This window comes from Citrobacter sp. RHBSTW-00881, from assembly GCF_013728515.1.
Taxonomy (GTDB): domain Bacteria; phylum Pseudomonadota; class Gammaproteobacteria; order Enterobacterales; family Enterobacteriaceae; genus Citrobacter; species Citrobacter braakii.
Genome location: NZ_CP056269.1, coordinates 2,887,919 through 2,900,966, shown reverse-complemented (window position 1 = coordinate 2,900,966; position 13,048 = coordinate 2,887,919). Strand labels below are relative to the sequence as shown.

The window sequence follows — 13,048 nt, the reverse complement described above, 5'->3', positions numbered from 1 at the left end:
GCAAGTGAACGATCCCGATTAGCTTACAGAAGTAAGTGATTCGGGTGAGAGAGCATTGCCAACACACCGGTAACTTGAAGTATGACGGGTATCTTCAGGCAAAAAAAAGAGCGACCTGAGTCGCTCTTACAGATTACTGTTTCATCTCAACTTATTTGGAGATGTGAGCAATCAGGTCCAGAACTTTGTTGGAGTAGCCGGTTTCGTTGTCGTACCAGGATACCAGTTTCACGAAGTTGTCGTTCAGTGCGATACCAGCTTTAGCATCGAACACGGAAGTGCAAACTTCACCGTTGAAATCGGTAGATACTACGTCGTCTTCGGTGTAACCCAGAACGCCTTTCATCGGGCCTTCGGAAGCAGCTTTGATTGCTTTCTTAATTTCTTCGTAAGAAGCAGCTTTTTCCAGACGAACGGTCAGGTCAACAACAGATACGTTCGGGGTAGGAACGCGGAACGCCATACCAGTCAGTTTGCCGTTCAGTTCTGGCAGTACTTTACCTACAGCTTTAGCAGCACCGGTAGAGGACGGGATGATGTTCTGGGATGCGCCGCGGCCGCCGCGCCAGTCTTTGTGAGACGGGCCATCAACGGTTTTCTGAGTAGCGGTGGTCGCGTGAACAGTAGTCATCAGACCTTCGATGATGCCGAAGTTGTCGTTGATAACTTTAGCCAGCGGAGCCAGGCAGTTAGTGGTGCAGGAAGCGTTAGAAACGATGTCCTGACCTTCGTATTTGTCAAAGTTAGCGCCTTTAACAAACATCGGAGTGTTATCTTTGGACGGACCAGTCAGAACCACTTTTTTCGCGCCAGCAGTGATGTGCTTACGAGCGGTTTCATCTGTCAGGAACAGGCCAGTAGCTTCAGCTACTACGTCAACACCAACTTCGTCCCATTTCAGGTTAGCCGGATCACGTTCAGCGGTAACACGGATTTTTTTACCGTTCACGATCAGATGACCGTCTTTCACTTCAACGGTACCGTTGAAACGGCCGTGAGTGGAGTCATATTTCAGCATGTAAGCCATGTAGTCAGCGTCTAACAGGTCGTTGATTGCAACGATCTCGATGTCAGAGCGTTCTTGAGCAGCACGGAAAACAATGCGACCGATACGGCCAAAACCGTTGATACCTACTTTGATAGTCATATATTCCACCAGCTATTTGTTAGTGAATAAAAGGTTGCCTGTAAAATTACAAAAACCTTACGCAGCGTCAAGCGGAATCGTGTCAATCATTGCGACAAATCAATCTGCTGCTTAAGCTTTGCGCAACTGACTCGCCTCACTCTTCCTTTGGGCTTGAAACCACATGGGGTCGGCGGCCCGAATTTTAAAGGGCAATCAAGATAAAAACGTGATTGTGATCACGAATTGCAGGCTGCCATTTCGCACGGATCAAGTTTAGAACAAAAGTTCGCACTCTGGTGTTAATGTTTTGTTAGAATCTGTCTCGCGATGTGAGTTTAGATAAAGCGAGATGTGAGCAAATGGCTAATCAACCTTCTCCAGAAGAACTAAAAAAAAATTTAACCGAAATGCAGTTCTACGTGACGCAGAATCACGGGACAGAACCGCCATTTACCGGGCGTTTGCTGCACAACAAGCGTGACGGAATCTACCACTGTTTGGTCTGTGACAAACCGCTATTTCGTTCCGAGACAAAATATGACTCTGGCTGCGGCTGGCCCAGCTTTTACGAGCCTGTCAGCGCAGAGGCTATCCGTTACATTAAAGATACTTCACACGGTATGCAGCGCATTGAAATCCGCTGTGGTAACTGTGATGCGCACCTGGGGCATGTCTTCCCGGATGGTCCGCAACCTACAGGTGAACGTTACTGCGTTAACTCTGCGTCTTTGAACTTCACCGATGGTGAAAACGGTGAGCAGACCAAAGGCTGAAGAAACGATTCAGCAAATTATTCTACGGAGAGTGGATTTAACATGAATCTTGATGAGATGATCAACAGCATGACGCCGGAAGTTTATCAGCGCTTATCAACTGCCGTTGAACTCGGAAAATGGCCGGATGGCGTGGCGCTAACGGCAGAACAAAAAGAGAACTGCTTACAGCTGGTGATGTTGTGGCAGGCGCGAAACAATATTGACGCGCAGCATATGACGATTGATACCAATGGTGAGATGGTGATGAAGAGTAAGCAGCAGTTGAAAGTGGAGTTTGGTATTACGCCCGAAACCATTGCGACGTTTAAATCCTGATTACTTAGGCCCGGCAAACATCTATGTCGGGCCCGCAGTTGAAGTTATTTCTTGTTCATCATCGCCTTCAGATCGGCGAACGGATTATATTTCGCTTCGCCCACCGCTTTCTGCGCATCTTCGCCTGCAACCACCGTTGAACCATACTGGTCCGCTTCCGTATATTTGGAATGTTCGTGATCGTGACAGTACAGGCACAACATTTCCCAGTTGCTACCATCTTCCGGGTTATTGGAGTGATCGTGATCGATATGGTGTACCGTCAATTCGCGCAAATTTGAATACACGAACTCACGGGAACAACGTCCGCAGACCCAGGGGAAGAGTTTAAGCGCCTTTTCCCGGTAACCGACTTCCAGACGGGCGTAATTTTTAGGGATAAAAGCCATAAAGCTCATGCCTCCAGTAGAAAATGAAAAGCTGCGCCAAAAGCTGGCGCAGCAGAATGCGATAATCATAACCTATTGTGTCAGGCGTTGGGATCAGTGTTTGATGCCTAACGAATCGGCTAACTGCTTCGCCAACTGGTTTTGGTCATCCGCACCGTATTCCCAGAACATGGCGCCTCCCAGCCCCTTGCTCTTGATATAGTCAGCCTTGATCGCTACCGAGCGCGGGTTTTCATAGGAGAGGGCAAAGAGCGCTTTTCCATCCACAGACTGCACTGACAGCCACGGCACTTTTGCTTCATCATCCCAATGCTGGCTAAAGCGCTTTTGCGGATCGTTGATCAATTTCGCCACGATATCGTTGTACTTCACATAGGTATCTTTGCTCAGATCGACGCCCAGTGATTTGAACAATTCAATTTGCGCGGGCTCGAAATAGGGCTGGGTAACAGGATTTTTCTGTGCGTCAGGTTTGCTCCAGTCAATGCCTGGCTCAACAGCGCGTTTCGGTACGCGACCATAAAAACCAATGCCCAGGTTCATCTGACTCGCTTTTAGACCGGCAGCAAGATAGTTGTTGACCACAAAATCAGCGCTGTACTTATCCGCCGCGGCGACTGTCGGCCATTGTGTCGAATCGTACAGGTTCGAGTTGAAATACTGCGTACCGTAAGCCATGTCATAGGTCATCAGGTTTATGTAGTCGAGCGATGGCGCAATGGCTTTCACATCCACCCAGCTTTTCGGGCTTTCCACATTTGCGCCCACGGCGATAGTCAGTAGTTTTTTATGCCCCAATGCGGCGCGGAGTTCTTTTAACAGCGCGGTAAAGTTAGCTCGGTCGGCCGGTTGACTTTCGACCAGTCCCCAGGCGCCGTTGACCGGATATTCCCAGTCGAGGTCGATGCCATCAAGGCCATATTTCGCAATTATCTCCTGAGCAGACTCAATAAACACCGCCCGCGATTCTTTCGTTGCTGCCGCGCCGGAGAATCCACGAGCCCCCCAACCACCGACGGAAAGCAATACTTTCAGGTTCGGATTCTGTTTACGCAGCTGTGGAATTTTCAGTAAATCATCCTGCACTTTCGGTGAAAGCCAAATCTGATGCAGCTTGCCGGCGTCTTTTAAGGCGTCATTGGTCTCGTCTTTTTCGTTGTTGTAGACAAGGCCAAACGAATAGTTGAGATGGGTTATCTGGCGAACATCCAGTTTATTGATGTCACCACCAGGACCGGCAGTGACGTCGCCGCCACCATTGAAGTAGCCAACTGACATCAGTGAACTGGCGGAAACAACGCTGGCGCAAAGCAGGGGTAATGCTGCCAACAAAGGCAATAGTTTCATCGGTGTTCCTCTTTGACATTTAAACAAGCAAACACGCCACGGAAATGGCGTGGCGAAAAAAACAGCATCTGCAGGTTAACAGTTTCATAACAGGAAAAATGCGAAGAGGTTCACGTCATGTCGGCGAAGCGGCAAACCATTTCTGGTAGGTTGTATCGGTTGGGGCAAACATTACTGAGTGTTGACGCAAGTCCCTTTTCTGGCCTACAGATTTGCATACATGCACAAATTCAATAGGCCGGATAAGGCGTTTTAAAGTATTAGCGATGGGTTTCCAGCCAGTCATCAAGCGTATACAGCGTTGCGCCCGCTGCGGCCATTTCCATAAACGCCTCTGCACTGTCCTGGGGTTGAATATTGACGCCACGGCAGCCGTCGGTAATAACGCTGACGGTATAACCAAGATCGAGCGCATCCAGAACGGTGAATTTAACGCAATAGTCGCTAGCCAGACCCATGATAATAAGCTCAGCAATACGGTGTTCGAGCAGCCAGGCGTTCAGCGCGGTTGCCTGACGACGACCGTTATCAAAAAACGCACTGTAACTGTCGACCAGCGGGTTCTCGCCCTTGGTGAAGGTTTTCGCTATCGCACGCTGGTTCAGCAGCGGATGCAGGGCCGCTCCTTCGCTGTTTTGCACGCAATGATCGGGCCAGAACGTTTGCGCCAGACCATCCAGTTGTCCCTGACTGTAGGGGGCGACCTGATGCTGGCTGGCAAAACTACCGTGATTAGCCGGATGCCAGTCCAGACTGGCAACAACCGTGTCGCCGCGTAGGGCGCACCAGTCAATCAGACGGTTGGCAATCTCGATTGTGCTGTCGCCTTGCGGAACAGCGAGAGCGCCGCCGGCACAAAAGTCATTTTGTAAATCGACCAACAGTAAGGCTCGGGCCATGGGCATAGACTCCTTTATTCGTCCGGGGTGAGCTCGCCGCGCAGATTTTGCGTCATAGCTTCACGAATGCTCTGCACATCCAGTCCCTGACTGAGTAAATAATGCAATTTGGTGAGCGTGGCTTCGACGGTCATATCCGCGCCGCCAATCACGCCAGCGTGGGCGAGGGCATTACCCGTCGCATAGCCACCCATGTTTACCTTGCCGGACATACACTGGGTCAGGTTCACCACAACAATGCCACGTGAGCTCGCATCTTCAAGTTCTTGCAGAAACTCTTTATTTTGCGGTGCATTGCCCACGCCGTAGGAGCGCAAAATTAACGCTTTCACCGGCTGGCGCAGGAAGTTACGCACCACATCAGCGGAGATACCTGGGTAAATGGTGACCACGCCAATCGGTTGTGGAGTAATAGGATGAACAATCAGTTCACCAGCGCCGTGCGGTGCTGGCGGTGTTCCCAGTCGACGGATGTGGATCCCGGCTTCCAGTAGCGGCGCAAGGTTGGGTGAGGCAAAGGCGTCAAAGCCATCGGCGTGCGCTTTAGTGGTACGGTTGCCGCGAAACAGTCGATTGTTGAAAAACAGGGTTACTTCATTGATCGGGTAATTTGCCGCAACGTACAGCGCATTGAGCAGATTGATTTGCCCGTCTGAACGTAGCTCTGCCAGCGGAATTTGTGACCCTGTCACAATGACCGGTTTACCCAGGTTCTCCAACATAAAAGAGAGCGCCGAAGCCGTAAACGCCATGGTGTCGGTGCCGTGCAGAATGACAAAACCATCGTAATCGTCGTAGTGTGCTTTAATGTCTTCCGCAATATGCTGCCAGTCTTCCGGCGTCATGTCGGAGGAATCCATCAACGGGACGTATTCGTGGATGGTGAAGTCTGGCATCTCCGGGCGGTGGAATTCAGGCATCAATGCCAGTTGACGCTGGAGATGACCAGAAACAGGAATATAACCCTGTTCTGAGCGCTGCATACCAATGGTACCGCCGGTATAGGCAACGTAAATCGATTTCTTTTGCATGACTTTTCTTCTGTCTCAATGAAAACCCCTCTTCATCCCGAAGAGGGGGCAATTGTTAGCGAACGTTGGCGCAGGTCAGGCAAAACGCATATCGGTTTTGCGGATCGTTAAACGCGGCCAGCTTATCGCTTTCCGCTTTAACTGCACTGGCCGCAGAAGCAAGCGGCGCCGGGAGCATGGCCTGAATAGCTTCGGGCAGCATGGCGCGAACGGAGCCTGACATGCTGTCCATTACCATATCGACGAATGTCGGTTCATCCTGATAATACGCAATGTGCCACTGTTTCAGCTTGGCAAGCTCAGCCGCTTTCGCGATGGCGTCGTCAAAATCACCGAGGCTGTCTACCAGTCCGTTGGCTTTCGCATCCTGACCGGTCCAGACGTGACCCTGCGCGATTTTGTCAATCTGCTCAGGGGTTGTCTTACGTGCATCCGCGACCAGCGTGATAAAGCGCTTATAGCCATTTTCAATGCTCAATTGCATCATTTGCTGCACTTCAGGCGGTAACGCTTTGGTTATGGAGATATCCGCCAGCGGGGAAGTGGCCACGCCATCGGTATGTACACCAATGGAATCCAGGCTGTTTTCTACGGTGTTGATCACACCAAAGATCCCGATTGAACCGGTTAAAGTGCTGGGGTTTGCCACAATGTAACTGGCTGGGGTGGAGATCCAGTAGCCACCGGAGGCCGCCATGCCGCCCATAGACACGACAACCGGTTTACCCGCCGCTTTTGCCGCAGCCAGCTCAGCACGAATGACTTCCGAGGCGCTGACGCTGCCGCCAGGACTGTTCACGCGCAGAACAATAGCTTTCACTTTCGGATCGAGACGCGCTTCGCGGATTTGTGCGGCAGTGGTGTCGCCCCCCACATTTCCTGGGGTTTCTTCACCGTCCATAATCGCGCCGTTCGCGAAGATAACGCCAATGCTGTCTCCGGTATCCGCCGGTGTTTTCAGCGAATAATCGTAATAGCTGACGGCGCGATAGTTTTTATCCGCTTTGCTCCAGCCAAACTGTTTGGTCAGCATTTTTTCGACTTCGGCACTGGAGGCGAGTGCATCCACCAGTTTGTTGTCGAGCGCATATTTCGCCGTATCTCCATCGACCTTCGTCAAACCGTCCAGCATCGCCTGTGCGCCAGGGAACACCTGCTGAGCTGGGATCTGGCGGTTGGCGGCGACCGTGTCGAGATAGTTCTGCCACAGCTCGCCGATCCAGCGACTATCGGCTTCACGCGCGGCAGGAGACATATCATCGCGGATAAACGGTTCTACGGCAGACTTATAGGTCCCGACGCGGAATACGTGCGTGGAAACTTTCAGCTTATCGAGCAGGGACTTGTAGTACAGACCGTTGGTGGCAAAGCCGTGCAGATCAACGGAACCCTGCGGAGAGAGGTAAATTTTGTTAGCAAAACTGGCGAGGTAATACTGCCCCTGGCTGAAGTTATCGCCCACGGCAAAGACCGGTTTACCGCTGTCGCGGAATTCCCGCAGTGCTTTGCCGATATACTGCATGGAAGGCTGGTCTGCCCCGGCAAAATTTTTCAGATCCATCACGATGCCGGTGATGTTGCGATCATCTTTTGCCTGGCGAATCGTATTCACGATATCGAACAGAGAGTTTTCCTGCAGACGATCGGAACTGGCGCCAAACAGCTGACGGCCAATAACGCTTAAACGACTGGTGCTCGAAGGCTTATCGACAATCACCCCGGAGATATCCAGCAGCAGCGCGCCTCGCTCAGCGTGTTCGCTGGTGTTGCTGCTGCTGACCTGCATCCAGATGCCCACGCCAACCAGCACCAAAAAGATGAAGAACAGGTTAAGCACAAATTCACGGACGAAATTGAGTAATCGCCATGTCCATTTAAAAAATCCGGCAATAAATCGCCACAGGGTTCGCATGTATTCTCCCTACCAATTAACAACACGCCACCCCGAAATCCCGGAGAAAGGCGATAAGATGAGGCTATCGTAATGACCCGACAGGCACTTGTCAGCAGGAATCACCGCCTGTGCTGTAACAAAATCCGCTCACGTGTTAATTTTGTGAACAAATTTCATTGTTGGAGTTAAGCAAATGGATGCACTTGAATTACTTATGACCCGTCGTAGCGCCTCTCGTCTCGTCGAACCGGCCCCGGCAGGAGAGCAACTGCAAAATATTCTGCGTGCGGGAATGCGCGCGCCGGACCACAAAACGCTGCAACCGTGGCAATTCTTTGTCATTGAGGGCGAAGGGCGTGAACGCTTTGCCGCCGTGCTTGAAAAAGGCGCTATTGCATCTGGCAGCGATGAGAAGGCCCAGGAAAAAGCGCGCAGCGCGCCGTTTCGCGCACCGCTGATTATTACCGTGGTAGCGAAATGTGAAGCAAACGACAAGGTTCCGCTATGGGAACAGGAAATGTCTGCCGGTTGTGCGGTGATGGCCATGCAGATGGCTGCCATTGCCCAGGGCTTTGGCGGTATCTGGCGCAGTGGCGCATTAACCGAAAGTGAGGTCGTCCGCGAAGCGTTTGACTGTCGCCCACAGGATAAAATCGTCGGTTTTCTCTATCTGGGCACACCACAGTTGAAAGCTTCCACGACGATTACCCTTGCCGATCCGAGCGCATTCGTCCGTTATTTCTGATATCAACGGCAAAACTGTCTGGATTATGAGCAAAGGCACCCGAATTCAGACAGTCACTCTTACCACATCATGGAATGAGCGCTACCATATCCGGATTGCAATGACAGGAGATGTCCATGAGCGAGCAAGCTATTCGTTTAACGCAATACAGCCACGGAGCCGGTTGCGGTTGTAAAATTTCCCCAAAAGTGCTGGAAACCATCCTGCACAGTGAGCAGGCGAAGTTTGTTGATCCAAACTTACTGGTGGGTAATGAAACCCGCGACGACGCGGCTGTATACGATCTGGGGAACGGCACCAGCGTAATCAGCACCACTGATTTCTTTATGCCGATTGTCGATAATCCGTTTGATTTTGGCCGCATCGCCGCCACCAACGCCATCAGCGATATTTTCGCCATGGGCGGCAAACCGATTATGGCAATTGCTATCCTGGGCTGGCCGCTTGATAAGCTGGCGCCGGAAATCGCCCGCGAAGTAACCGAAGGCGGACGCTTTGCCTGCCGTCAGGCGGGTATCGCGCTGGCGGGGGGGCACTCTATCGATGCCCCTGAGCCTATCTTTGGTCTTGCGGTAACCGGCGTTGTTCCAACCGAACGCGTGAAGAAAAACAGCACCGCCGAGGCGGGATGCAAGCTGTTTTTGACCAAGCCTCTGGGTATTGGTGTCCTGACCACCGCAGAGAAAAAATCGCTGCTGAAGGACGAGCACAAAGGGCTGGCGACGGAAGTGATGTGCCGGATGAACATTGCCGGGGCGGCATTTGCCGATATCGACGGCGTGAAAGCCATGACCGACGTTACCGGTTTTGGGCTGCTGGGGCATCTGAGCGAGATGTGTCAGGGGGCCGGCGTTCAGGCGCAGATCGTCTACCAGGCTATTCCTAAGCTGCCAGGTGTTGAAGAATACATCGCGCAGGGCGCGGTGCCGGGCGGTACCCAGCGTAACTTTGCCAGCTACGGACATCTGATGGGTGAAATGCCGCAGTCGGTTCGCGATCTGCTCTGCGATCCGCAAACTTCCGGTGGTCTGCTGTTAGCGGTAACGCCGGAAGCTGAAGCCGAAGTTAAAGCGGCAGCGGCGCAGTTTGGCATCGACCTCACTGCGATTGGTGAGTTAGTGGAAGCTCGTGGCGGTCGCGCCATGGTTGAGATCCGTTAACTCGATGCGGTTGTTTATTGCCGAAAAACCGAGTCTGGCGCGCGCTATCGCCGATGTGCTGCCGAAGCCGCATCGCAAAGGTGACGGTTTTATCGAGTGCGGAAACGGGCAAGTGGTGACCTGGTGTATTGGTCACCTGCTTGAGCAGGCGCAGCCTGATGCCTATGACAGTCGTTATGCTCGCTGGAGTCTGGTTGATCTGCCGATTGTCCCGGAAAAGTGGCAACTGCAGCCGCGTCCCTCGGTGACCAAACAGCTCAACGTTATTAAGCGATTTTTGCATGAGGCCAGTGAAGTCATTCACGCAGGTGACCCCGATCGTGAAGGACAGCTGCTGGTGGATGAAGTGCTGGATTACCTGCAACTGGCCCCTGAAAAGCGCCAGCAGGTGCAACGCTGCCTGATTAACGACCTCAACCCGCAGGCCGTCGAGCGGGCGATTGAGCGTCTGCGCGCCAACAGTGAGTTCATCCCCCTTTGCGTGTCGGCACTGGCGCGAGCGCGGGCGGACTGGCTGTACGGTATCAACATGACGCGCGCTTATACCATTTTGGGGCGTAACGCGGGCTATCAGGGCGTACTTTCGGTCGGGCGCGTGCAAACGCCGGTGCTCGGACTGGTTGTGCGTCGCGATGAAGAGATTGAAAACTTCGTTGCCAAAGACTTCTTCGAGGTGAAAGCGCATATCGTGACGCCCGCCGATGAGCGGTTTACCGCTATCTGGCAGCCGAGCGAAGCGTGTGAGCCGTATCAGGATGAAGAAGGGCGCTTGCTAAACCGCACGTTGGCTGAACACGTGGTAAACCGCATTAACAGTCAGCCGGCGATCGTCACCAGCTATAACGATAAACGGGAATCAGAATCCGCGCCGCTGCCGTTTTCGCTGTCGGCGTTGCAGATTGAAGCGGCGAAACGCTTTGGCTTAAGTGCGCAAAACGTTCTGGATATCTGCCAGAAGCTGTATGAAACCCATAAACTGATCACCTATCCGCGTTCGGATAGCCGTTATCTGCCGGAAGAACACTTTGCCGGACGTCACGCGGTGCTGAACGCGATTAGCGTCCATGCGCCGGATCTGCTTCCGCAACCGGCGGTCAATCCCGATACGCGAAACCGCTGTTGGGATGATAAAAAAGTGGATGCGCACCACGCCATCATTCCAACTGCGCGCAGTTCGTCCATCAACCTGAACGATAATGAAGCGAAGATATACAACCTGATTGCCCGTCAATATCTGATGCAGTTTTGCGCGGATGCGGTATTCAGGAAGTGCGTTATTGAGCTGGACATCGCGAAAGGTAAGTTTGTCGCCAAAGCCCGTTTTCTGGCGGAGGCCGGATGGCGTACGCTGCTAGGCAACAAAGAGCGCGACGAAGATAACGACGGGACGCCGCTGCCGGTGGTGGCAAAAGACGACGAGCTGCTGTGCGAAAAAGGCGAAGTGGTTGAACGACAGACCCAGCCTCCGCGGCACTTTACCGATGCCACGCTGCTGTCAGCGATGACCGGAATCGCGCGCTTTGTGCAGGATAAAGATCTGAAAAAGATCCTGCGCGCAACGGACGGACTGGGAACGGAAGCGACGCGCGCCGGGATTATCGAGCTGCTGTTTAAGCGTGGTTTCCTGGTGAAGAAGGGGCGCTATATCCATTCTACCGATGCCGGAAAAGCGCTGTTTCATTCGCTGCCTGAAATGGCGACGCGTCCGGATATGACTGCGCACTGGGAATCTATCCTGACCCAAATCAGCGAAAAGCAGTGTCGATATCAGGATTTCATGCAGCCGCTGGTGGGGACGCTGTATCAGCTAATCGATCAGGCGCGCAGCACGCCGGTACGACGCTTCCGTGGTATTGCCGCACCGGGTAGTAGTGGTGGTGACAAGAAAAAGAGCGCGCCGCGGAAACGCACGGCGAAAAAAAGCCCGCCATCTGAAGAGGCGGGCCTGTAATGCGCTCTTAGGCTGGATAAGGCATGTGTGCCGCATCAAGCCTACGGGAACAACAGATCTGAATTAAATCACACCCTGGCCCAACATCGCGTCGGCAACTTTCACGAATCCCGCGATGTTGGCGCCACGTACGTAGTTGGTTTGCTTGCTTTCGCCGCCGTACTCGACGCAGGCATGGTGAATATCCAGCATGATGTGGTGCAGGCGCGCATCCACTTTCTCCGCTTTCCAGCCCAGACGTGCGGCGTTCTGCGCCATTTCCAGACCGGATGTCGCTACGCCTCCCGCGTTGGCCGCTTTACCCGGCGCGAACAATACACCCGCTTCCAGGAACAGATCGGTGGCCTCGATGGTGGTAGGCATGTTTGCGCCTTCGGCGACAGCCTTCACGCCGTTGGCGATCAGCACACGTGCCGCATCGACATCAAGTTCGTTCTGGGTGGCGCACGGCAGGGCGATATCAACCGGAACCGACCACGGCTGTTGGCCTTCCAGATAGGTCAGGCCAAATTCGCGGGCGTAATCCGCCACGCGGCCGTCGCGGCTGTCTTTGATCGCGCACAGACGCGCCAGTTTTTCTTTGGTAAATCCGCTTTCGTCGACCACGGTACCGCTGGAATCTGAGGCGGTGACTACTCGCGCGCCAAACTCCATGGCTTTCTCAATGGCGAATTGCGCCACGTTACCGGAACCAGAGACGGCCACGCGCATGCCTTCAAAGCCCAGGCCATGGCGTTTGAGCATCGCTTCGGTGAAGTACACCAGACCGTAGCCAGTAGCTTCCGGGCGAATCAGGCTGCCGCCGAAAGAGAGACCTTTACCGGTAAAGACGCAGGCGCTGTTGTTGGACAGTTTTTTCATCATCCCGGCCATAAAGCCGACTTCACGACCGCCTACGCCGATATCGCCCGCCGGAACATCGGTATCGGGTCCTAAATGGCGGAACAGTTCGGTCATCAGCGCCTGACAAAAACGCATGATTTCGCCTTCGCTTTTACCTTTAGGATCGAAATCGCTCCCGCCTTTACCCCCGCCCATTGGCAGCGTGGTGAGGGCGTTTTTAAATGTTTGCTCGAAGCCAAGGAATTTCAGGATCGACAGGTTCACGGAAGGGTGGAAACGCATCCCGCCTTTGTATGGGCCAATGGCGGAGCTAAACTGCACGCGCCACGCGCGGTTGACCTGCACCTGATTGCGATCGTCCAGCCAGACGACGCGGAACTGGATCACGCGCTCCGGTTCAACCAGACGTTCCAGCAACGACATCTGACGATAACGCGGGTTTTGCTCGAGGAAGGGCCACAGTGTCGTCATTACCTCACGAACGGCTTGCGCGAACTCGGTCTGATTCGGGTCGCGCTTTTGCACATGGTTAAGGAATGACTCCAGAGAACGTGTCTGATCCATAGATA

Annotated in this window: 12 protein-coding genes; 5 read left to right on the top strand and 7 right to left on the bottom strand. The window is 53.2% G+C overall.

The features are described 5' to 3' along the window. Window positions 1-151: 151 nt before the first annotated feature. Complete coding sequence (gapA, locus tag HV311_RS13930; RefSeq protein WP_003030697.1) at window positions 152-1,147, bottom strand: glyceraldehyde-3-phosphate dehydrogenase; 996 nt, start codon at window positions 1,145-1,147, stop codon at window positions 152-154. Between the two features lie 341 nt (window positions 1,148-1,488). Here gapA and msrB point away from each other — a divergent pair, with 341 nt between their 5' ends. Together msrB and HV311_RS13920 are read left to right on the top strand one after the other, a co-directional pair. After that, a complete protein-coding gene (msrB, locus tag HV311_RS13925; protein ID WP_016152816.1) occupies window positions 1,489-1,902 on the top strand; it encodes a peptide-methionine (R)-S-oxide reductase MsrB in 414 nt (137 codons plus the stop codon). A gap of 42 nt (window positions 1,903-1,944) precedes the next feature. Beyond that, a complete protein-coding gene (locus HV311_RS13920) occupies window positions 1,945-2,220 on the top strand; it encodes a YeaC family protein (RefSeq protein WP_191220089.1) in 276 nt (91 codons plus the stop codon). 44 nt (window positions 2,221-2,264) lie between these two features. On the opposite strand, the gene yajD is transcribed toward HV311_RS13920, so the two are convergent. The 5 genes from yajD to sppA all read right to left on the bottom strand — a co-directional run bounded on the left by yajD (window position 2,265) and on the right by sppA (window position 7,798). Next, window positions 2,265-2,609, bottom strand: coding sequence for an HNH nuclease YajD (gene yajD / locus HV311_RS13915; RefSeq protein WP_003832478.1), 345 nt, complete (start codon window positions 2,607-2,609; stop codon window positions 2,265-2,267). A gap of 93 nt (window positions 2,610-2,702) precedes the next feature. Beyond that, window positions 2,703-3,956, bottom strand: a complete 1,254-nt coding sequence (locus HV311_RS13910; RefSeq protein WP_191220088.1) for a glycoside hydrolase family 18 protein — start codon at window positions 3,954-3,956, stop codon at window positions 2,703-2,705. Window positions 3,957-4,216: 260 nt separating this feature from the next. Then, entirely contained in the window at window positions 4,217-4,855 is a 639-nt protein-coding gene (pncA, locus tag HV311_RS13905) for a bifunctional nicotinamidase/pyrazinamidase (RefSeq protein ID WP_046275890.1), read from the bottom strand. Between the two features lie 14 nt (window positions 4,856-4,869). Next, the gene (ansA, locus tag HV311_RS13900) at window positions 4,870-5,886 is read right to left on the bottom strand and encodes an asparaginase (protein ID WP_016156311.1); all 1,017 of its coding nucleotides are present in this window, start codon (window positions 5,884-5,886) and stop codon (window positions 4,870-4,872) included. A 55-nt stretch (window positions 5,887-5,941) separates the two neighbouring features. Beyond that, window positions 5,942-7,798 carry a signal peptide peptidase SppA gene (gene sppA / locus HV311_RS13895; protein WP_016156312.1) on the bottom strand — a complete coding sequence of 619 codons (1,857 nt, stop codon included), beginning with the start codon at window positions 7,796-7,798 and terminating at the stop codon, window positions 5,942-5,944. A gap of 175 nt (window positions 7,799-7,973) precedes the next feature. On the opposite strand from sppA, the gene HV311_RS13890 reads away from it, so the two are divergent. The 3 genes from HV311_RS13890 to topB all read left to right on the top strand — a co-directional run bounded on the left by HV311_RS13890 (window position 7,974) and on the right by topB (window position 11,636). Beyond that, window positions 7,974-8,525 (top strand): NAD(P)H nitroreductase, encoded by a 552-nt coding sequence (locus HV311_RS13890; RefSeq protein ID WP_016152830.1) that lies wholly within the window; start codon window positions 7,974-7,976, stop codon window positions 8,523-8,525. A 116-nt stretch (window positions 8,526-8,641) separates the two neighbouring features. Beyond that, window positions 8,642-9,685, top strand: coding sequence for a selenide, water dikinase SelD (gene selD, locus HV311_RS13885; protein WP_016152831.1), 1,044 nt, complete (start codon window positions 8,642-8,644; stop codon window positions 9,683-9,685). A gap of 4 nt (window positions 9,686-9,689) precedes the next feature. Next, on the top strand, window positions 9,690-11,636 hold the full coding sequence (gene topB / locus HV311_RS13880; RefSeq protein WP_191221197.1) for a DNA topoisomerase III: 1,947 nt from the start codon (window positions 9,690-9,692) through the stop codon (window positions 11,634-11,636). A gap of 63 nt (window positions 11,637-11,699) precedes the next feature. On the opposite strand, the gene gdhA is transcribed toward topB, so the two are convergent. Continuing rightward, window positions 11,700-13,043, bottom strand: a complete 1,344-nt coding sequence (gene gdhA, locus HV311_RS13875; RefSeq protein WP_016152833.1) for an NADP-specific glutamate dehydrogenase — start codon at window positions 13,041-13,043, stop codon at window positions 11,700-11,702. Window positions 13,044-13,048: the final 5 nt, after the last annotated feature.

Coding starts and splice junctions, on each gene's coding strand:
- gapA (WP_003030697.1), bottom strand. CDS start 1,147: ATGACTATCAAAGTAGGTATCAACGGTTTTGGCCGTATCGGTCGCATT.
- msrB (WP_016152816.1), top strand. CDS start 1,489: ATGGCTAATCAACCTTCTCCAGAAGAACTAAAAAAAAATTTAACCGAA.
- HV311_RS13920 (WP_191220089.1), top strand. CDS start 1,945: ATGAATCTTGATGAGATGATCAACAGCATGACGCCGGAAGTTTATCAG.
- yajD (WP_003832478.1), bottom strand. CDS start 2,609: ATGGCTTTTATCCCTAAAAATTACGCCCGTCTGGAAGTCGGTTACCGG.
- HV311_RS13910 (WP_191220088.1), bottom strand. CDS start 3,956: ATGAAACTATTGCCTTTGTTGGCAGCATTACCCCTGCTTTGCGCCAGC.
- pncA (WP_046275890.1), bottom strand. CDS start 4,855: ATGGCCCGAGCCTTACTGTTGGTCGATTTACAAAATGACTTTTGTGCC.
- ansA (WP_016156311.1), bottom strand. CDS start 5,886: ATGCAAAAGAAATCGATTTACGTTGCCTATACCGGCGGTACCATTGGT.
- sppA (WP_016156312.1), bottom strand. CDS start 7,798: ATGCGAACCCTGTGGCGATTTATTGCCGGATTTTTTAAATGGACATGG.
- HV311_RS13890 (WP_016152830.1), top strand. CDS start 7,974: ATGGATGCACTTGAATTACTTATGACCCGTCGTAGCGCCTCTCGTCTC.
- selD (WP_016152831.1), top strand. CDS start 8,642: ATGAGCGAGCAAGCTATTCGTTTAACGCAATACAGCCACGGAGCCGGT.
- topB (WP_191221197.1), top strand. CDS start 9,690: ATGCGGTTGTTTATTGCCGAAAAACCGAGTCTGGCGCGCGCTATCGCC.
- gdhA (WP_016152833.1), bottom strand. CDS start 13,043: ATGGATCAGACACGTTCTCTGGAGTCATTCCTTAACCATGTGCAAAAG.